We start from the raw sequence: 18,182 nt of genomic DNA, 5'->3' as shown, positions 1-18,182 counted from the left end.
CCTCAATATGAAGAGTGTGTAACCCCGGGAGATCGGAGAGCCATGCGCGTACGCCGGGCCGGACCGTCGGCCGCCCTGCTCGAACTCGACGACGACGCCGCCGTGTTCGCCGCATACGACCTGCTCAGCGCGGCCCGGGCGGACGGCTCGCTGACCGCCACGGAGATCGTCCCGGCGGCCCGGACGATCCTGGTCGACGGCGTCGAGAATCCGGAAGAAGTCACGATGCTGCTGAGATCCGGCAAAACGAGCGCCCGGCAGGCCACCGCCCCCGGAACCGTGATCACGATTCCGGCCACCTACGACGGCGCGGACCTCGACGACGTGGCCCGGCTGTGGCACACCGACCGGTCCGGCGTCGTCGCGATCCACACCGGAACCACGTTCCGGGTGGCGTTCTGCGGATTCGCCCCCGGGTTCGCCTACCTGACCGGCCTTGATCAGGCGCACCACGTGCCGCGGCGGGCCACGCCCCGCACCCGGGTGCCGGCCGGCACCGTGGCACTCGCCGGCCCGTACAGCGGGATCTACCCGACCGCCTCTCCCGGCGGGTGGCAGTGCATCGGGCGTACCGCGGAGAAGCTCTTCGACCTTTCCCTTGATCCGCCCACACTGCTCACCCCCGGCACGATCGTTCGTTTCTGCGAGGAGCGGTGACCGCCGGGCTGGACGTGCTGCACAACGCCGGGCCGGACGTGCTGCACACCGTCGGGTTGGAGGTGCTGCACGCCGGAGTCCGCACGACCGTGCAGGACCTGGGTCGGACCGGTTTCGCCCATCTCGGCGTGCCCCGGTCCGGTGCCGTCGACGCGGGCGCGCTGCGACTGGCGAACCGGCTGACCGGCAACCCGCCCGGCGCCGCCGGTCTGGAGATCCTGCTCGGCGGCGTACGGGTGCGGGCGACCCGCGCCGTCACCCTCGCGGTCACCGGGGCCCAGTGTCCGATCCGGATCGGCAGTCGGCCGGCCGATCCGGGCCTGCCGCTCGCCGTGCCCGCCGGCGCGGTCGTCACGATCGGCCGCGCGACCGCGGGACTGCGCGCCTACCTGGCCGTGGGCGGCGGAATCGCGGTGCCGCCGGTCCTCGGCAGCCGGTCCACCGACACCCTGTCCGGGCTCGGGCCCGATCCGGTACGCGACGGCGACCTGCTCCCGGTCGGCCCGGCGATCGGCCCGCCCCCGGGCGTGGACGTCGCGCCCTACCCGCCCCCGCCGCCGAACCTGCGGCTACGGGTGTGGCCGGGCCCCCGCGACGACTGGTTCACCCCGGCCGCGCGGGCCAGGCTGTTCGCCGCGGAATACCAGGTGTCGTCCGACACCGACCGGGTCGGCGCACGACTCACCGGCCCGCCCCTGGAGCGCGCGATCGACGGCGAACTCCCCAGCGAGGGCCTCGTCCTCGGCGCGATCCAGGTCCCTGCGGACGGCCGCCCCCTGATCTTCCTGGCCGACCACCCGACGACCGGCGGCTACCCGGTGATCGGCGTCGTCGACCCGGCCGACGTGGACCTGCTCGCCCAGGCGCGACCGGGAACACCCGTCCGGTTCACCGTGGTGGGGTGAGGGCCGGTCCGTGCTACCGTCCCGCGTTCATGATCAAACGCGGGAGAGACGATGTCTGAACTGCAAGAACGATCACGGAGGCGATTCCGGTGGGACGCCCTGACGATCGGCGTCACGGTGCTGTGGATCGACGCGGCGCTGTGCGTGACCGACATCGGCGCCCTGCTCTGGAGTCTCACCAGGAACGACCTCTCCGCACCGGAGGGTGAGGGTCTTCTCACCATCTTCGCCATCGGGTCGCTCGGCGTCGGCGTGATCGCCGGTGTCTTCGCCGGCACCGCGGTGGCGGTGAAACGTCGCGGGACGGCCCTGTGGCGTGGACTGGCCTGCGTACTCACCCTTCTCGCCGCCGCCGGACACGTCTACTACGTCGGCGAGGAGGAGACCGCCCTCGACGTCACCGTGGCCGTCCTGATGGCGGTTCTGAATGCTGTGGGAGCGGTGGCACTGTGCCTGCGGCCGAAGGCCCGGCAGTGACGCCGGACACCGATCAGCCGGTACGGGCCTGGCGGAGGTTCGACGGGCTGAGTGCCGGTGCGACCATCCTGGCGCTGAACGCGGGTGCCGGTGTGGCGATGACTCAGCCGGCGGCGGCGTAGGCGGCGAGCAACTGGGCCTCGGCGTCGTCGAAGTACCGCTGCAACGCCTCCTCGGCGGCCCGGGCGTCCCCCGCGGCCAGCAGGTCGGCCAGGGCGCGGTTGGCCGCCACGTACGGCTCGTGCAGCTGACGAGGGTCGGCCACCACCAGGAACACCAGGCGCAACTCGGCCAGCAGGGCACGGACCGCCTCGGCCACCCGGCGGCTGCCGGCCAGGTCGGCGATCGCCTGGTGGAACCGCATGTTGGCGGTGCCGACCGCGGGCCAGTCGCCACGCGCCGCCGCCTCGTCGGCCGCGTCGATCGCCGCACCGACCCGGGCCCGGTCCGCGGGCGACGCGGACGGCAGGTTGCGCAGCGCGCCGCACTCCAGGATCCGGCGGATCGCGTAGAGGTCACGGATGTCGTCCTCGCTCAGCAGCCGCACGAACACCCCGCGGTTGAGCTGGTGCTCCAGCAGCCCCTCGTGGGACAGCAGCCGGAACGCCTCGCGCAGCGTGTTGCGGGAGATGCCCAGCGCCTCCCGCAGGTTCTCCTCGCTCAGCCGGGTGCCGGGAAGGAACACCCCCTCGGTGATCCGCTGCCGGAGGATGTCCGCCACCCGTTCAGCGGTGCTCCCCCGGTCGAGCAGCGCTCGATCGCCGGCCAGCCGGGCACCCCACTCCTCGATCACCGTTGAATCGTAGAACAATCAGGCGTTGAGGTCGGGACGGCCGGTCCGCGGGCGCACCACCCGCGCCTTCGCCCCGGCCCAGAACACCAGCGTCGTCGTCTTCCGGCCGTCGTCCTCGATCGTCACGTCGACCAGGCGCTCCCGGTAGTTGCGGTGCACGTACAGCACCTTCTGCAGGCGGGAGCCGACCACCAGCTCGTCGCCGACGTGCACCTTCGACACCGAATCCAGCAGGATGCTGTGCCCGACCACGTCCTCGGCGGCCACCGACGGCAGCGCGTCCATCCACTCCTGCCAGGGGTTGCGACCGTCGGGCGACGGCGGCGGATTCCAGATCACCGGCACGACGGCACCGCCGTCCGGACCGAGCACTCCCGCGATGAGCGGATCACGTTCAGGGCGGGCATGAAACTCCTCTCGTGCGGCTGCCAATGATGCCGCCGGGCAGAGCATGTATCGGCGGCTCGGGGCCGTGCCGTTAGGGGTGCGGGCCTGCGACCTCGGCTGCTCAGAACAGCCGCCGGCGTGCCGATGGAAGAACGTGACACCCCTGCTCGCGACCGGACGCGCCTCCCCCGAGCGCCACGCGCCGCCGAGTCAGGCCTCCCCGCCCCGGCGTGACGCCGCCCTGGCGTGGCGGTTCCTCACCGGGTCCGTGCTGGTCGTGGTGGCGATCACCTTCGGCCCGGTGGTGGCCCGGGTGCCGTTGGGCATCGGCGCGAACGTCGCCGCGGTCATCGCCATCGGGTACGGCACCTTCCGGGTCGCCGACCGCGCCGACCGTACGCCATGGCGGTGGCTGTGGATCGCCAGTCTGCTGTTCCTGGCCGGTGCCAGCCTGCGTGTCACGGTCTCCGGCGCGGGCCGCCTGCCCGACATGCTGGTGATCCCCGGCTATCTCGCGGCCGCGTACGCCTTCGCCGGGATGCTGGTGCGCCGCCGGGCCGACCGCGACGACCCGGCCTGGATCGACGCCGTGCTGGTCGGGGTGACCTTCGCCTGCCTGGAGTGGACCTATCAGATAGCCCCGTCGTTCGGCGACGGCGATCCGCCACTGCTCACCGTCGTCACCGCGTTCCTGCCGGCCATCGACGTGGTGCTGCTGCTCCTGATCGGTCAGCAGTTCCTCTCCGGCGGTCTGCGCAGTCCCGCACTGTGGCTGCTGGTGCCGGGCATCGCCGGCCTGCTCACCGCGGACCTGATCGCCGCCACCCACCCCGGTCCGGCCGCCACCCTGTACGCCTCCACCTGCCTGATGACCGGCGCCGCCACCCTGCACCCGTCGATGCGCCAGCTCACCCGGCCGTCGCAGGCCCTGGTCCGCCGGCTGTCGCGCAAACGCATGGTGGGGCTCGGCTTCGTGCTGCTGGTACCGGTGATCGTCGCGACCGTCGAGCCGGCCGGCGGACCGCTGGACCAGAACGTCCGGGGCGTGCTCGTCGCCCTGCTCGTCGGGACGGTACTGCTGCGAGTGGTCCGGTCCAACGACTCCCGGGCCCGCGCCGAGAACACCGTGCGCCGCCGGGCCACCCACGACGCGCTGACCGACCTGCCCAACCGGGAGCTGCTCAGCGACACGATCACCGCGTGGGGCGAGCGGGCCACCGCCGACCAGCAGGAGATCAGCCTGCTCTTCCTGGACCTCGACCGGTTCAAGATGATCAACGACCACTGGGGGCACCAGGTCGGCGACGAACTGCTCTGCGCGGTCGCCGCCCGGCTCAGCGCCAACGTACGCGGCAGCGACCTGGTGTGCCGGATCGGCGGCGACGAGTTCGTCATCGCCCTGGCCAGCCCCTCGCACAGCATCCTCGCCGAGTCGGTCGCCACCCGGGCGCTCGGCCTGTTCACCGAGCCGTTCACGCTGTCGGTCGGCGACGTGGTCGTCTCCGCGTCGATCGGGGTGGCCAAGGCGGGCGGCGGCGCCGAGGCCGTCGAGCTGATCCGGGACGCGGACACCGCGATGTACAAGGCGAAGGATTCCGGGCGCAACGCGTACGCGTTGTTCGACACCTCGCTGCGCGACGAACTCCGTGACCGGATCACCCTGGAGCAGCAGTTGCGCGGTGCGCTCGCCCGGGGCGAGCTGTACGCCGCGTACCAGCCGATCGTCGACGTGGCCACCGGCGAGCTGGACGGCTTCGAGACGCTGATGCGCTGGGAGCATCCGCAGCTCGGCCTGGTGTCGCCGCTGCGGTTCATCCCGGTCGCCGAGGAGACCGGCCTGATCGTCGAGGCGGGCACCTGGCTGCTGCGCGAGTCCGCCGCCCAGCTCGCGGTCTGGCGGGCCGGCCGGCGACCCGGCGACCGCCCGCTGCACATCTCGGTCAACGTCTCGGTCCGCCAGCTGACGAACCGGGACCTGGTCGCGGTGGTCCAGGACATCCTCACCGAGACCGGCCTGCCACCGGGAGCGCTGTGGCTGGAGATCACCGAGTCCGGGGTGATGGAGGACATCGACACCGCCCTGGCCACCCTCGACGAGCTGCGAGACCTCGGCGTCACGATGGCCATCGACGACTTCGGCACCGGCTATTCGTCGCTCAGCTATCTGAACCGGCTCCCGGTCGGCATCGTCAAACTCGACCGCTCGTTCATCAACGACGTCGGCCGGCACGGCGCGAACGAGTCGATCGTCCGCGCCGTCCTGGCCATGGCCGCGGCCCTCAACCTGCGCGTGGTCGCCGAGGGCGTGGAGACCGAACTCCAGCGCGACTGGCTCTGCGAGCAGGGCTGCGACCTGGCGCAGGGGTGGCTGTTCGGCAAACCCCTGCGCGCGTCGGAGACGGTGCTCTAGCGATCAGCCGCCGTGGTTCGGGTGGAACGGCTTGGGCAGAGTGCGGGGCAGCGTCGTCTCCGCGGTCCGCGCGGTGGCCGCCGCCGACGATCCGGGGACCGGCGGCAGGTTGTCGATCATCGTCCGGCCGATCACCGAGTGCGCCTGCACCGCCGGGTGGGTGGCGCCGTAGTTCTCGCCGTCACCCAGGCCCTCGGCGAACATCGCGTACGTCAGCAGCGGCACCCCGGTGGTGCTGAACATGATGCCGACCTCGTGCCGGGACTCGCCGAGGGTGTTGAAGTCGGCGCCGTACTTGGTGGCGACCCGCTCACGCTCCCGCGACGACATCACCCGGCGCACCCCGTCGTGGTACCCGTTGATCCAGCGGGTGATGCTCAGCAGGAACTCGCACGACTCCGGCTTCAGCAGCGTCTTGGTGGCCAGCCGCCACAGCAGGTCGTGCATCTCGCGCGGGGTGGTGGTGCCCAGGTAGAACCGGTTCGGGTTGGCCACCGGCTCGACCCGGGTGTGCACGAAACCCTTGGCCGCCAGGATCTCGTTGAGCTCGACGGCCGGCACGACCCGGCCGCACATCCGGACCGCGGTGTTGTCCGAGACCAGCAGCATCGCGGTCAGGAAGTTCGCCACCGTGATCTGGTCGCCCCACACCCGGTGCAGGTGGTAGATCCCGGAACCGCCGAGGATGATGTCGGCCGGCAGGTCGAGCTTGGTCCCCAGGGTCAGCAGACCCCGGTCGATCTTGTCCATCACCGCGGTGGCGACGGCCAGCTTCTGCACGCTGTACCCGTACGTGACGTGGTCGGCGTCGTCCTCCAGGAACGGGGTGATCGTCCCGGTGGAGTCCACGGCCGCCATGTGGGTCCGCCAGAGACCACCGGCCTTCGCCTTCTCCGCCTGGTAGACCTCGGTGATCCGGGCCGTGCCACTGGTCGCTGCCTGTGCCGGGCTGCTGCTCATACCCACTCCCGCGGCCGCCGCCGCAGCGCCGAGACCGAGTGCCGAACGTCGGGACATACTGGTGGACATCGTTCTCCCTATATGGACGGACGGTGGACCACGCGGGACCGTACACCACCGCCGCCAAACACCCGCCGGATCCGGGGATACCGGCTTCGTGCCACCCCATCATCCCGCTCGACCGCCGGTTGCGCCGACACGGCAGGATCTTCCCCATGACACGCAAGCGGCCGCGCGCCTCGATGATCACCGTCCCGGTTCTGCTCGTCGCGGCCGTCGCCCTCGGATTCGTCGGCGGCGCCCGCGCCACCTCGGCGTCGGCCGAGGAGAGCACCCCCGAGGACACCACCGTCCCGGCCTGCCTCACCGAGGACCTGGGCGGCACGGTGACCGGTCAGCGCTCCGCGGAGTCCGGCGTCCGCGAGGCCCTGCTGCGTCTCACCAACACCTCCGGCCGCGCCTGCACCGTCCAGGGCAGCGTGGCGATCTCGCTGCTCACCCCGCCCGGCGAGGTCGTCGATGTGCCCACCAGCCGGCTCGGTCAGGACGACGGCGCGCTGATCACCCTCGCGCCGGAGGACAGCGCCTGGTCCCGTCTCCAGTGGGACCGCTGCGACGCGGACGCGAAGGGCTGCAGCGTCGGCGTGGCCCTGCAGTACGTCGCCGACGAGGCGTCGGCCGGTGAGGTCGCCGAGACGATCGCGGTGCCCGAGGCCGACGCGGCCGGCATCACGATGACGGCGCTGCGGGTCGGTGCGCTGACGCAGACCCGTCCCGCACCGGCCTCCCGGTAGCGGTCCGCGGCGGCTCCGCGACGATCACGATCTCGCGGGGCTGCTCCGCCCGGGACAACCGGGTGGTCAGCCACTCCTCCAGGCCGGCCGGGGTCAGTACGCTGCCCTGGCCCGCCGCCACGACGGTACGCAGCCGGTGGCCGAACGCGTCGTCCGGCACCGGTTCCACCAGCACGTCGGTCACGTCCGGATGCCCGGGCGTTCACGGCGGCCACCGGTCCGGCGTGGACGTTCTCCCCGCCCGAGACGATCATGTCGTCGAGGCGGCCGTCGACGAACAGCCGTCCGGCCGTGTCGAGACTCCCCCGATCGCCGGTGCCCATCCAGCGGCCTTCCGGTGCCGGCCGCGGACCTGGATCTCACCGCCGGCCGGCGCCGGCGCGGTGGCCGGGCCGCGACCGTGCCGCCGGCTCGCGAGCAGCAGCCGGGACGGCCGGGCGGAACAGCCGGGCGGGACGGCACAGTCCGGTCCCGGTGAGGACCCGGACCGGCTCGGCCGCGTCGATCAGACGGACCCCACCACCTGCCGACACGATCCATCGGGCCGTTCTGGCGGGCTCCGCAGGATTTATCCGGGGGTTATCGCCCGCCCCCTACTGTTGTCGATCATGAAGGATCGGCCGGTACCGCCGGGTATGGTGGGATCTGCGCGGTCGTCGACCTCGATCCTTCCGGTGTCCGTCCGGTCCGATCGCGATCACAGGGATTGTTCATGCGTGTTCTTGTCGCCGACGACGAACGACTGTTCGCCGACCTCCTCGCCGCCGGTCTGCGGCGACAGGCGATGGCGGTGGACGTCTGCTACGACGGCGACGCCGCCATCGAGCGCCTGGGCGTCAACTTCTACGACGTGGCGGTGCTGGACCGGGACATGCCCGGCAGCACCGGCGACGACGTCTGCCGGTGGATGCGTGCGCACGACAGCGCGGCCCGGGTGCTGCTGCTGACCGCGGCCGGCAGCGTGTACGACCGGGTGGAGGGCCTGCGCCTGGGCGCCGACGACTACCTCACCAAGCCGTTCGCGTTCGCCGAGTTGGTCGCCCGGCTGGAGGCGCTGGCCCGGCGGACCGCACCGGCCCTGCCGCCGGTGCTGGAACGCGACGGCGTGGTGCTCGACGTCGGGGCCCGGACCGCGACCCGCGACGGCCGGGACCTCGACCTGACCGTCAAGGAGTTCAGCCTGCTCCGCGCGCTGATGCGGGCCCAGGGGCAGGCGGTCAGCGTGGAGGACCTGCTGGAACAGGTGTGGGACGAGAACATCGACCCGTTCACCAACGTCGTGCCGGTGACGGTCGGCAAACTGCGCCGTAAGCTCGGCGACCCGGCCGTGATCCACACCGTGCCCCGCGCCGGCTACCGGTTCGGGGCCTGACCGATGCACCTTCGCACCGTACGCGCGCGGCTCCTGCTGGTTCTGCTGGTCGCGACCAGCGCAGTGATGGTCGTGCACCGGTTCTGGTTCACTCTCTCCTGGTTCTCCTGGGGGGACGTCGAGATCTGCGGCGACGTCGTCTACGGGTTCTGCGGCACCGTGCAGCGCAACAGCCCGGTCACGTCGATCACCCTGTACCTGCTGGTCGTCGCGGTCATCCTGCTGCTGTACCGGCCGGTGAGCCGGTGGGTGCTGGCCCCGGTGCACGACCTGATCCCGCTGGTCGACCAGGCCGGCCCGCAGAACCTGGGTCTGCGCATTCCGGCCGGCCGACGCCGGGACCGGGAGGTGGCGGCACTCACCACCGCGATCAACGCCATGCTCACCCGGCTCGCCGCGGGCTACGAGGGGCAGCGCAGCTTCGCCGCCAACGCCTCCCACGAACTGCGGACCCCACTCGCACTGCAACGCATGATCATCGAGGTCGGCATGGCCGAACCGCTCACCGCCGAGCAGTCCGCCCTGGTCACCGGCCAGCTCCTGCAGGCCAACGAGCGCAGCGAACGCATCATCGAGGGCCTGCTCACCCTGAGCCAGGCCGAGCAGGGCGTCGTCGCGCACACCCCGCAGCGTCTCGACGCGATCGCCGCGGACGTGGTCGAGGCACACCGCACCGGGGATGTCACCCTCACCAGCGAGGTACGGCCCAGCACGGTCGACGGTGACCGGGTGCTGCTGGAACGCCTGGTCGGCAACCTGGTCCACAACGCCGTCAAGTACAACCGGCCCGGCGGCACCGTCCACGTCACCGTCGAGGCGACGGGCACGCTCACCGTGACCAACACCGGACCGGTCGTCCCGGCCGCCGAGGTCGCCCGGCTCTTCGAACCGTTCACCCGCCTGCACGGCGACCGCATCGACCACACCGGCGGCAGCGGACTCGGCCTGGCGATCGTGCGGGCCGTCGTCCGCTCGCACGACGGCACCATCGACGCCGTACCGAACCCGGACGGTGGTCTGCGGATGACCGTCACGCTCCCACCCCGCTGATCCCGCTCGTCCCGTCCCGCGAGGCCCCCGGCCCGGCGGTCGATGCCGCGCGCCCTGATCCGTAAGGAAAGCCCCCGATGACCCTCATGTCGGCTCCACCCACCACCACCCCGATCGTCGTCCCGGCCCAGCGAGGCAGCACCGTCACGCTGCACCGGCCGTGGCGGGCCGCGCTGCTGGCCGCCCTGGCGGTGTGGTCGGCAACCACCGTCGCCCGGCTCGCGGTGAGCGCCCTGGCCTGGCTGCCCCGCGGCGGCGACGAGATCCCCGGCCTGACGAGCATCCTGCTCGGCTGGAACCGGTGGGACGCCGGGCACTACGTGCAGATCGCCGAGAGCGGCTATCACCTGGGACCGGGTTATCCGGCGTTCTATCCGCTCTACCCCCTGCTGATCCGGCTGTTCGACCCGCTACTGCCCGGCGGCGCCCTGATCAGCGCACTGGTGATCGCCAACGCGGCGGCGTTCGGCACGCTCGCGGTGCTGCACCGGCTGGCCGACCACGAGTTCGGTCCCCGGGTCGCCCAGCGGACCATCTGGTACCTGGCCGCGTTCCCGACCGGGTTCTTCCTCTTCATCGGCTACAACGAGTCGCTCTTCATCCTGCTCAGCCTGAGTGCGCTGTACGCCGCCCGCCGCGGCCACTGGTGGCTGGCCGGCGCCCTGGGCGGCCTGTCGTCGGGCGCCCGGCTGTTCGGTCTGCTGCTCGTGGTGCCGCTGGCGATCGAGTATCTCCGGCAGATCGGCTGGCGCCCACGCCGGATCCGCCCGGACGTGGCCGCCCTGGCCCTGGTCCCGGTCGGCCTGCTCAGTTACAGCGTCTACTGCCTGGTGGAGCTCGGCGATCCGCTCGCGTTCAGCGTCGCCCAGGACCAGTGGGGCCGGGAGTACACCGTCCCGGGCGGGGCACTGCTGACCGCCTTCCAGCAGACCGGCGGGCACCGCCTGCTCGACCCGGTGACGATCGCCGCCCTGCTGGACGCGGGCACCGTGCTGGTCGCGATCGGACTGCTGGTCCTCTGCCTCGCCGGCCCGTACCGCTTCCGCCGGGACCAGGTCTATCTGGTGGTGCACGCCGCCCTCGCCTTCGCCGTGCTGACCACCACCGAGGTCGGCGGCCGGGCGATGATGTCGGCGTCCCGCTTCACCCTGGAGGCCGCCGCGGTCTTCCTGGTGCTGGCCCGGATCGGCGCGGGGCGGACCGCCGACCGGACGATCCTGGTGATCGGGATGGCCCTGCAGGCGGTCTTCCTGGCCACGTACATGGTCGGCGCCTTCATGGTCGCCTGACCGGGCCCGGCCGTCACGGTGTGCCGGTCCCGTTGTGCCGGGCGTCGGTGCCGCGGCTGCTCACCCAGCGGGACGGGCTCGGGGCGACCAGCGTCCGCCCGAGCCGCAGCAGCGCGGCGAGGGCGAAGACGCCGAGACCGGCGAGACCGTGCCGATCAGGCCGGGAGCTGGGAACGGTGACGCACGGCCCAGTCCCACAGCGTCCGCGCCGGCCGCCCGGTGACCTCCTCGACCACACCGGTCACCCGCTTCTGGCTGCCGGACGCGATGATCCGGTCGAGCCCGGCCATCCGGGCCGCCGCGGCCGCCGGCAGGAACGTCTCCAGGTAGGCCCGCAACTCCTCCGGCTCGACCGCGCGGTGCCGCAGCGGCACGCCGGTGACCTCGCTGATCACCGCGGCGACGTCCGTGTAGCTGACCGCCTCCGGACCGGTGAGCAGCCAGTCGGTGTTCGGCGGCGGACCGGTCAGCGCCCGGACCGCCACGTCGGCGATGTCGTCCACGTCGATCAGGGCCACCCGCGCGTCGCCGGTCGCGGTGATCAGCTCACCCCGGTCGGCGATGCTGCGGGCGTGCGGGTGCGCACCGACGAGGTTCTGCATGAACCAGGTCGGGCGCAGCACCGCCCACTCCGCGAACAACGTCGGCACCAGGGCGTGCACCCGGCCGAGACCGGGGCCGCCGGATTCCGCCGGGGCGACACTGAGCAGGACGATCCGGCGCACTCCCTGGCGGGCCGCCCGCTCCAGGAACGGCCCCATCACCCCGACCGGGTCCGGGTCGCCGACCGGCGCCACCAGATAGGCGCTGTCCACCCCGGACAGGGCATCATCGTGGGTGTCCGGTTCGTACCAGTCGAAACCGGTCAGGCTCCGGGAGGCGGCGACGACCTCACGGCCCTGCTCCCGCAGCCGTCCGGCGACCCGGCTGCCGGTCTTGCCGGCCGCGCCGACGACCAGGGTCCTCACGCCTCGTCGCCGCCGACCGACAGGACGATCTTCCCGCGGGTCCGGCCGGACGCCATCGCGACGTGCGCGTCGGCGACCTGCGCCAGCGGGAACACCCGCGCCACCTCGACCTTGACCGTGCCGTCGTCGATCAGGCCGGCGATGGTGGCCAGGGCGGTGCTGTCCGGTTCGACGAGGAAGAGCTTCACGCGTACCCCCAGAGCCTCTGCCGCGTCAGCGGCCTCCCGCGACGCCGCGCTGGGGACCGAGACGAGCAACCCACCGCGGCGCAGGGTCCTGACCGCCGGAAGGTCGCCGCCGACCAGGTCGATCACCACGTCGACGTCGCCGACCTGCTCGTCGAGCGGCTTGGTGGTGTAGTCGAGCACCTCGTCGGCGCCGAGGCCGGCCACCCACTCCTGGTTGCGCGGACCGGCCGCGGCGATCACATGCGCGCCCAGGTGCTTGGCGAACTGCACCGCGAAATGCCCCACCCCACCCGCCGCGGCGGTGATCAGGACACGCTGCGCGGGCTCGATCCGCACGGTGTCCACCAGCACCTGCCACGCGGTCAGGGCCGCCAGGGGTACGGCCGCAGCCTGCACGAAGTCCGTCGATCGGGGCATCGGGGTGAAGTGGCGGGCGGGGGCGGTCACGTATTCGGCGTAGGCGCCGGCCGCCCGTGGGAACCACGGCATGCCGTAGACCCGGTCGCCGGGGGCGAGCGTGGTCACGCCGTAGCCGACCGCCTCGACCACACCGGCCACGTCCCAGCCGAGGATGAACGGCGGCTCGCCCAGCACCCCGGCCATGCCCATGCCCTCGCGGGTCTTCCAGTCCACCGGGTTGACGCCGGCGGCGTGCACCCGGACCAGCACCTCGGTCGGCAGCGGCGACGGGCGCTCGACAGTCTCCAGGGTGAGCACCTCCGGGCCACCGAAGGAGTGCTGCCGGACTGCGGTCATCGTGTTCTCGTTCGTTCCCTCGTTCGTCATGATCAGTAGTTTTCTTCCTCGGCCGACCGGCGGACAGTGGCACGAAGGGCAATCAACGTAAGATTCGTGCCATGGTTCATCGTGTCGTCGTCCTCGCCCTGCCCGATGTCATGCCGTTCGATCTGGGCATCCCCGCCCGCGTCCTCAACGAGGCCCTGGACGCCGACGGCCGGCGCCTCTACGAGGTGACCACCTGCTCGCTCGGCGGCACACCCGTCCCGACGAACGCCGGGTTCCGCATCGACGTCGACCACGACGAGACCGCGCTGGCCACGGCGGACACCGTCGTGGTCGCCACCCAGGAACCGACGGCGCCGCTGCTCGCCTCGGGCACCGCCGACCCGGCCACGATGACGGCACTGTCCCTGATCCGGCCGGACACCCGGGTGATCAGCACCTGCACGTCGGCGTTCCTGCTCGCCGCGGCCGGCCTGCTCGACGGCCTGGCGGCGACCACCCACTGGGCGCTCGCCGATGACCTCGCCCGGCTGTTCCCGCAGGTGGAGGTCCGGCCCGACGTGCTGTTCGTGGACGCCGGACGGGTGCTGACCTCGGCCGGCGCGGCCGCCGGCATCGACCTGTTCCTGCACGTGGTCCGGCTCGACCACGGCGCCCGGGTCGCCAACGACGCGGCCCGGCGCTGCGTGGCCGCCCCCTGGCGCGACGGTGGGCAGGCCCAGTTCATCCAGCGCCCGACCCCACCGGTGACGGCGGCCGGCACCGGCCCGACCCGCGAATGGGCGTCCCGCCACCTAGACCGGCCACTGACCATCGCCGACCTGGCCCGGCACGCGACGATGAGCAAGCGCACGTTCAGCCGGCACTTCGTGGCGGAGACCGGTGTGACACCGGTCCAGTGGCTGATCGCGCAGCGCATCGACCGCGCCCGCACCCTGCTGGAGACGAGCGACATGCCGGTCGAACGGATCGCCACCGAGGCGGGTTTCGGCAGCGCCACCCTGCTGCGGCAGCACCTGCACGCCACGCTGGGCGTGACCCCGCAGAGCTACCGCCGCACGTTCCGCGGCACCCCCGCCTCCCTGGTCACCACGTAGACGCCGACGACCTGGACGCCATCGTCCCACCGGCCCGGCGGCTCGCACGCCGATCGGCTGACGCCTCCGCCAGGTTCCGCAGGAGACCCGAAGATCGTCGACCACTCCGGAGGAGTTCGCGGAAACTCAACGGCCGTGGCGTCTTACCGCACAGCGTCGATGAGTCGGCCGGCCCTGGTGTCCTGGCTGGGGGCGACGCCGAACTGGCGGCGATACTCGCGGCTGAACTGGGACGGGCTCTCGTAGCCGACGCGGCGGCTCACGCCGGCCACGTCGGCCGGTGTCGCGGCCAGCATCAGGCGGGCCTGCTGCAACCGGATCTGCTTCTGGAACTGGATCGGGCTCATCGCGGTCACCGCCTGGAAGTGGCGATGGAATGCGGACACGCTCATCCCGGAAAGCTGGGCCAGATCAGCCACCCGGAACGCCGCCGCATAGTGCTCGCGGATCCACCGCACCGCCCGTGCCATCTGGGTCAGGCCGCTGTCCGCCAGACCGAACTGCCGGACCACCGCGCCCTGGTCTCCGGTGATCACCCGCCAGAGGATCTCCCGTTTGATCAGCGGCGCGAGTACCGCCGCGTCCCGCGGGCTGTCGAGCAGGCGAACCAGGCGCAGCACCGCGTCCAGCAGTTCGGGCGGGGCGTCGCTCACCGCGAGCGCCGACGGCGGGCCGGCCGGAGCCGGTGGCAGGTCTCCCGGGGCGGCCGCGAGTAGCAGCGCCGCGACCTCGGCCGGACGCAGGATCAGGCCGACCCCGAGGGCCGGCCGTTCCGGGGAGATGCCGAGGAATTCGCCGGTCACCGGCAGGTCGACGGAGGCCACGAGATACTGCTGCGCCCCGTACTCGTAAAGACGATCTCCCAAAGCCAGACGCTTCGTCCCCTGCGCGACCACCGCCAGCACCGTGCCGGTCATCGAGGGTGTCTCCGGCTCCTGGTCGGCGATCCGGGAGAGCAGCACGTCATCGATGTCAGTGGACTGGTCGTCGCGGGCGTGACGGGTGATGAGCGAGCGCAGCTCGTCGAGACTCATGGCACCTCATGGCAGGATCAGGCAAGCATGGAGGAGCTTCATTCTAACGTTTTCGCTGTCAATGCTGATTCCATAGAGGAACCAAGTTACCCCGTTGAGAGGAGTGAGCGAGGAATGAGCATGGACAGCGGCTACGGATTCCACGCCACGGTGACCGCCCTGCCCGGCCACGGCGACGAGGTGGTGGCGCTGCTGAACGACGCGCCCGCCGTGCCCCATCCGGACTGTGTCACCTTCGTGGTCGACCGTTCGGACACCGACCCGGACACGATCCACGTCACCGAGGGCTGGACCAGCGAGGCGGCCCACCGCGCCTTCTTCGGCACCGCACCCGCGCAGGCCCTGGTCGCCGCGTTGCAGCCGCTGCTGCGGGTCACCACGCGCCCCAGCTACGATCCGGAACTCTCCACCCTGCTGGCCGGATTGCCGGCGATGCCGGACCTCACCGCCTCCTCCCTGGACATGATCCGCACGTTTGCGGACGCACCCCCGCCGGAGCGGCCCGTGGAGAACATCGGCGACACTTTGTCGATCATCAGGCCGGAGGGCGCTCCGGCCACGAACGCACCCTGCGTCTACTGGATCCACGGCGGCGGCATGGTGATGGGCAACCGCTGGTCCCAGATCGACATCCCTCTGGAGTGGCAGGACCGGCTCGGCGCCGTCGTCGTCACGGTCGATTACCGGCTCGCGCCCGAGTTCACCGGCACCACCGCCGCCGAGGACTGCCACCGGGGCCTGACCTGGATCGCCGAGCACGCCACCGAACTCGGTATCGACCCGGAGCGGATCATCGTGGCCGGCGCCAGCGCGGGCGGCGGGCTCGCGGCCGCCGTCACCCTGATGGCCCGCGACCGGAACGGACCGACCATCGCCGGCCAGATCCTGATCGGCCCGATGCTCGACCACCGCAACGACACCGTCTCGGCCCGGCAGTTCTCCGGCGTACCGGCCGTCTGGACCCGGGAGGCCAACGCCTTCGCCTGGCGGTCCCTTTCCTGGTACGAGTCACCGGCGCTCGCCGGTGACCTCGCCGGCCTGCCCGCCACCTACCTCGACTGCGGTTCGGCCGAGGTGTTCCGGGACGAGACGGTCACGTTCGCGAACCGGATCTGGACCGCCGGCGGCAGCGCCGAGTTGCACGTCTGGTCCGGCGGGTGCCACGGTTTCGACGCGCTCTTCCCTGACGCCGCTATCGCGGTGGCCGCGCGCCGGACCCGCGGCGACTGGCTGGCCCGTCTGCTGTCCGGCGACAAGGCGGTCCGATCATGCGGGTAGCTGTCATCACCGGTGCCAGCTCCGGGATCGGACAGAGCGCCGCCGTCCACATCGCCCGTCGCGACACCGGAGTCATCCTGACCTTTCGCGGTAATCCGGCCGGAGCCCGGGACACCGTCGCCACCATCGAGAAGGAGGGCGGCACCGCCGTGGCACTGCCGCTCGATCTCGGGCAGTCCACATCGTTTCCGACCTTCCGCGACGCGCTGACCGCCACCCTCCGCTCGACGTGGCAGCGCGACGATTTCGACTTCCTGGTCAACAACGCGGGTGCCAGTGGTTCGGCACCGTTCCCGGAGACCACCGAGGCCATGTTCGACGACCTCCAGCGGGTGCTCCTGAAAGGCCCGTACTTCCTGACCCAGGCGCTCCTGCCGCTGCTCGCCGACGGCGGGGCGATCGTCAACGTGGCCAGCAACTCCGCGTCGTTCGCCGGGCTGGAGCCGGGCTACTCCGCCTACGGTTCACTGAAGGGTGCCCTGGTGGTCCTGACCAGGTATCTGGCCAAGGAGCTGAGCCCGCGTGGCATCCGGGTCAACGCTGTCTCGCCCGGCTCCACCCGGACCCGGATCGCCGACGACGCCTTCGAGCGATATCCCGAGGTCATCCCGGCTCTGGCGGCGAAGACCGCGCTGGGCCGGGTCGGCGAACCCGACGACATCGGTGCGGTGATCGCCACGCTGCTCACCCCGGACTGCGCGTGGGTGACCGCACAGGACATCGAGGTGTCCGGAGGTTACAACATCTAGTTCGTCACGGGATTGATCCGAAGACCACACAGCCACCGTATTGCCAGGGAAGAACTGCAGGCATGCGGAAGGATGGTCTCGTTCGTGAATCCGGCGTACTCGGATCATCCCACAGGAACCGACGAAACAGCGCGCCCCGAAGGAGTGACTGACCCGGAGTACCCGGATGAGCCCGGGCAGTATCGGCGGCAGCGTGTCGCATACCTGGACTCGGACGACAACTCGTGGTCCGGCTCCGGGCCGAACATGTACGCGAACGACTGGTCCACGAGCCGCAAACGCCGGCATCGGGCGCGGCGGTCGGGGCGTACGAAATCCGTCCTGATCGCGGTGAGCCTCCTCTCGGCCACCGTGGGCGGGTTCGTGGCCGTCGGCGGCACCGACCGCCTGACCGACATGCCGCTGATCATCGACGCTGCCTTCCTGCAGGGGCCGGACGACGCGGTCGAAGTTCCGCGGGCCCAGGCGGGCGTCGCCCCGCAGGTGAGCGCCTCGGCCAAGCCGTCCGCCGCCGCGGCGCCGTCCGGTTCCGCCAAGGCGACACCGAAGGCGTCCAAGTCGACCCGACCACCCGAGCCGATCGCCGGCCTCAACCAGACGCAGATGAACAACGCGGTGGTGATCGTCGAGGTCGCCCGCAAGCGGAAACTCCCCCGCCGGGCGATGCAGGTGGCGCTGATGACCGGTCTGCAGGAGTCCAGCCTGCGCAACCTGGCCAACACCACCATCCCGGCGTCCCTCAAGCGGCCGCACGAGGGGACCGGCGACGACTTCGACTCGCTCGGCGTCTTCCAGCAGCGCCCGAGTCAGGGGTGGGGCAGTGTCAAGGAGCTGATGAACCCGACGTACGCCGCGGACGTCTTCTACGACCGGCTGCTCAAGGTGGACGACTGGGAGGACAAGGACTTCGGCGAGGCGGCGCAGGCGGTGCAGCGGTCGGCGCTGCCGGACGCGTACGACAAGCACGAGGAGCGGGCCACCAAGCTCATCGACACCCTGCTGTGACCCGGGACCGGCCCACGGCGGACGC

20 protein-coding genes are annotated in these 18,182 nt (G+C 71.7%); 12 read left to right on the top strand and 8 right to left on the bottom strand.

Features of this window, described 5'->3' with window-relative positions:
* The first annotated feature begins 42 nt into the window (after positions 1-42).
* Genes QSK32_RS28630 through QSK32_RS28620 form a run of 3 tightly spaced genes read left to right on the top strand, consistent with a single transcriptional unit; the run spans position 43 to position 2,039 of the window.
* A complete protein-coding gene (locus QSK32_RS28630; RefSeq protein WP_045744422.1) occupies positions 43-657 on the top strand; it encodes a 5-oxoprolinase subunit B family protein in 615 nt (204 codons plus the stop codon).
* Positions 654-1,562, top strand: coding sequence for a 5-oxoprolinase subunit C family protein (locus tag QSK32_RS28625; protein WP_285473675.1), 909 nt, complete (start codon positions 654-656; stop codon positions 1,560-1,562). Before QSK32_RS28630 ends, QSK32_RS28625 begins: the two co-directional genes overlap by 4 nt.
* A gap of 51 nt (positions 1,563-1,613) precedes the next feature.
* A complete protein-coding gene (locus QSK32_RS28620; RefSeq protein ID WP_285473674.1) occupies positions 1,614-2,039 on the top strand; it encodes a hypothetical protein in 426 nt (141 codons plus the stop codon).
* 103 nt (positions 2,040-2,142) lie between these two features.
* On the opposite strand, the gene QSK32_RS28615 is transcribed toward QSK32_RS28620, so the two are convergent.
* Both QSK32_RS28615 and QSK32_RS28610 read right to left on the bottom strand, forming a co-directional pair.
* On the bottom strand, positions 2,143-2,832 hold the full coding sequence (locus tag QSK32_RS28615) for a GntR family transcriptional regulator (RefSeq protein WP_045744420.1): 690 nt from the start codon (positions 2,830-2,832) through the stop codon (positions 2,143-2,145).
* Between the two features lie 18 nt (positions 2,833-2,850).
* Positions 2,851-3,177: a hypothetical protein gene (locus QSK32_RS28610; RefSeq protein WP_157411203.1), complete on the bottom strand. Its 327-nt coding sequence runs from the start codon at positions 3,175-3,177 to the stop codon at positions 2,851-2,853.
* Positions 3,178-3,373: 196 nt separating this feature from the next.
* On the opposite strand from QSK32_RS28610, the gene QSK32_RS28605 reads away from it, so the two are divergent.
* Positions 3,374-5,629: a putative bifunctional diguanylate cyclase/phosphodiesterase gene (locus tag QSK32_RS28605; RefSeq protein WP_285473673.1), complete on the top strand. Its 2,256-nt coding sequence runs from the start codon at positions 3,374-3,376 to the stop codon at positions 5,627-5,629.
* 3 nt (positions 5,630-5,632) lie between these two features.
* Here QSK32_RS28605 and QSK32_RS28600 read toward each other — a convergent pair whose 3' ends face one another.
* Positions 5,633-6,589 carry a serine hydrolase gene (locus QSK32_RS28600; RefSeq protein WP_245674078.1) on the bottom strand — a complete coding sequence of 319 codons (957 nt, stop codon included), beginning with the start codon at positions 6,587-6,589 and terminating at the stop codon, positions 5,633-5,635.
* Positions 6,590-6,804: 215 nt separating this feature from the next.
* On the opposite strand from QSK32_RS28600, the gene QSK32_RS28595 reads away from it, so the two are divergent.
* Positions 6,805-7,383, top strand: a complete 579-nt coding sequence (locus QSK32_RS28595) for a DUF4232 domain-containing protein (RefSeq protein ID WP_045744417.1) — start codon at positions 6,805-6,807, stop codon at positions 7,381-7,383.
* Here the strand turns inward: QSK32_RS28595 and QSK32_RS28590 are convergent.
* Positions 7,319-7,567 carry a hypothetical protein gene (locus QSK32_RS28590; RefSeq protein WP_083449241.1) on the bottom strand — a complete coding sequence of 83 codons (249 nt, stop codon included), beginning with the start codon at positions 7,565-7,567 and terminating at the stop codon, positions 7,319-7,321. The two genes, QSK32_RS28595 and QSK32_RS28590, sit on opposite strands and share 65 nt — an antisense overlap.
* A gap of 175 nt (positions 7,568-7,742) precedes the next feature.
* Positions 7,743-7,916: a hypothetical protein gene (locus tag QSK32_RS28585; protein WP_285473672.1), complete on the bottom strand. Its 174-nt coding sequence runs from the start codon at positions 7,914-7,916 to the stop codon at positions 7,743-7,745.
* Positions 7,917-8,095: 179 nt separating this feature from the next.
* Between QSK32_RS28585 and QSK32_RS28580 the strand changes: the two genes are divergently transcribed.
* The 3 genes from QSK32_RS28580 (at position 8,096) to QSK32_RS28570 (ending at position 11,094) form a co-directional block, all read left to right on the top strand.
* On the top strand, positions 8,096-8,755 hold the full coding sequence (locus QSK32_RS28580; protein WP_285473671.1) for a response regulator transcription factor: 660 nt from the start codon (positions 8,096-8,098) through the stop codon (positions 8,753-8,755).
* Between the two features lie 3 nt (positions 8,756-8,758).
* A complete protein-coding gene (locus tag QSK32_RS28575) occupies positions 8,759-9,805 on the top strand; it encodes a sensor histidine kinase (RefSeq protein WP_285473670.1) in 1,047 nt (348 codons plus the stop codon).
* A 77-nt stretch (positions 9,806-9,882) separates the two neighbouring features.
* Positions 9,883-11,094 (top strand): mannosyltransferase family protein, encoded by a 1,212-nt coding sequence (locus tag QSK32_RS28570; protein ID WP_285473669.1) that lies wholly within the window; start codon positions 9,883-9,885, stop codon positions 11,092-11,094.
* Between the two features lie 155 nt (positions 11,095-11,249).
* On the opposite strand, the gene QSK32_RS28565 is transcribed toward QSK32_RS28570, so the two are convergent.
* Together QSK32_RS28565 and QSK32_RS28560 are read right to left on the bottom strand one after the other, a co-directional pair.
* A complete protein-coding gene (locus QSK32_RS28565; protein WP_285473668.1) occupies positions 11,250-12,062 on the bottom strand; it encodes a Rossmann-fold NAD(P)-binding domain-containing protein in 813 nt (270 codons plus the stop codon).
* The gene (locus QSK32_RS28560; protein WP_285473667.1) at positions 12,059-13,036 is read right to left on the bottom strand and encodes an NADP-dependent oxidoreductase; all 978 of its coding nucleotides are present in this window, start codon (positions 13,034-13,036) and stop codon (positions 12,059-12,061) included. The genes QSK32_RS28565 and QSK32_RS28560 overlap by 4 nt, the downstream gene beginning before the upstream one ends.
* Before the next feature lie 71 nt (positions 13,037-13,107).
* Between QSK32_RS28560 and QSK32_RS28555 the strand changes: the two genes are divergently transcribed.
* A complete protein-coding gene (locus QSK32_RS28555) occupies positions 13,108-14,091 on the top strand; it encodes a GlxA family transcriptional regulator (protein ID WP_045744411.1) in 984 nt (327 codons plus the stop codon).
* Positions 14,092-14,234: 143 nt separating this feature from the next.
* Here the strand turns inward: QSK32_RS28555 and QSK32_RS28550 are convergent, their stop codons facing one another.
* Positions 14,235-15,125, bottom strand: a complete 891-nt coding sequence (locus tag QSK32_RS28550; protein ID WP_285473666.1) for an AraC family transcriptional regulator — start codon at positions 15,123-15,125, stop codon at positions 14,235-14,237.
* Between the two features lie 114 nt (positions 15,126-15,239).
* Here QSK32_RS28550 and QSK32_RS28545 point away from each other — a divergent pair, with 114 nt between their 5' ends.
* The 3 genes from QSK32_RS28545 to QSK32_RS28535 all read left to right on the top strand — a co-directional run bounded on the left by QSK32_RS28545 (position 15,240) and on the right by QSK32_RS28535 (position 18,157).
* Positions 15,240-16,403 (top strand): alpha/beta hydrolase fold domain-containing protein, encoded by a 1,164-nt coding sequence (locus QSK32_RS28545; RefSeq protein WP_285473665.1) that lies wholly within the window; start codon positions 15,240-15,242, stop codon positions 16,401-16,403.
* The gene (locus tag QSK32_RS28540; RefSeq protein ID WP_285473664.1) at positions 16,394-17,152 is read left to right on the top strand and encodes an SDR family NAD(P)-dependent oxidoreductase; all 759 of its coding nucleotides are present in this window, start codon (positions 16,394-16,396) and stop codon (positions 17,150-17,152) included. Before QSK32_RS28545 ends, QSK32_RS28540 begins: the two co-directional genes overlap by 10 nt.
* A gap of 144 nt (positions 17,153-17,296) precedes the next feature.
* Complete coding sequence (locus tag QSK32_RS28535) at positions 17,297-18,157, top strand: hypothetical protein (protein ID WP_285473663.1); 861 nt, start codon at positions 17,297-17,299, stop codon at positions 18,155-18,157.
* Positions 18,158-18,182: the final 25 nt, after the last annotated feature.

Source organism: Actinoplanes sp. NBRC 101535 (assembly GCF_030269225.1).
GTDB classification, from domain to species: domain Bacteria; phylum Actinomycetota; class Actinomycetes; order Mycobacteriales; family Micromonosporaceae; genus Actinoplanes; species Actinoplanes rectilineatus.
The sequence above is the reverse complement of the archived record's forward strand: the minus strand, read 5'-3'. Positions and strand labels throughout refer to the sequence as shown.

What these genes read in the sequence shown, in the direction of transcription:
- QSK32_RS28595 (WP_045744417.1), top strand. Translation starts at nt 6,805, where the DNA reads ATGACACGCAAGCGGCCGCGCGCCTCGATGATCACCGTCCCGGTTCTG.
- QSK32_RS28540 (WP_285473664.1), top strand. Translation starts at nt 16,394, where the DNA reads ATGCGGGTAGCTGTCATCACCGGTGCCAGCTCCGGGATCGGACAGAGC.
- QSK32_RS28580 (WP_285473671.1), top strand. Translation starts at nt 8,096, where the DNA reads ATGCGTGTTCTTGTCGCCGACGACGAACGACTGTTCGCCGACCTCCTC.
- QSK32_RS28570 (WP_285473669.1), top strand. Translation starts at nt 9,883, where the DNA reads ATGACCCTCATGTCGGCTCCACCCACCACCACCCCGATCGTCGTCCCG.
- QSK32_RS28545 (WP_285473665.1), top strand. Translation starts at nt 15,240, where the DNA reads ATGAGCATGGACAGCGGCTACGGATTCCACGCCACGGTGACCGCCCTG.
- QSK32_RS28630 (WP_045744422.1), top strand. Translation starts at nt 43, where the DNA reads ATGCGCGTACGCCGGGCCGGACCGTCGGCCGCCCTGCTCGAACTCGAC.
- QSK32_RS28600 (WP_245674078.1), bottom strand. Translation starts at nt 6,589, where the DNA reads ATGAGCAGCAGCCCGGCACAGGCAGCGACCAGTGGCACGGCCCGGATC.
- QSK32_RS28555 (WP_045744411.1), top strand. Translation starts at nt 13,108, where the DNA reads ATGGTTCATCGTGTCGTCGTCCTCGCCCTGCCCGATGTCATGCCGTTC.
- QSK32_RS28550 (WP_285473666.1), bottom strand. Translation starts at nt 15,125, where the DNA reads ATGAGTCTCGACGAGCTGCGCTCGCTCATCACCCGTCACGCCCGCGAC.
- QSK32_RS28575 (WP_285473670.1), top strand. Translation starts at nt 8,759, where the DNA reads ATGCACCTTCGCACCGTACGCGCGCGGCTCCTGCTGGTTCTGCTGGTC.
- QSK32_RS28620 (WP_285473674.1), top strand. Translation starts at nt 1,614, where the DNA reads ATGTCTGAACTGCAAGAACGATCACGGAGGCGATTCCGGTGGGACGCC.
- QSK32_RS28560 (WP_285473667.1), bottom strand. Translation starts at nt 13,036, where the DNA reads ATGACGAACGAGGGAACGAACGAGAACACGATGACCGCAGTCCGGCAG.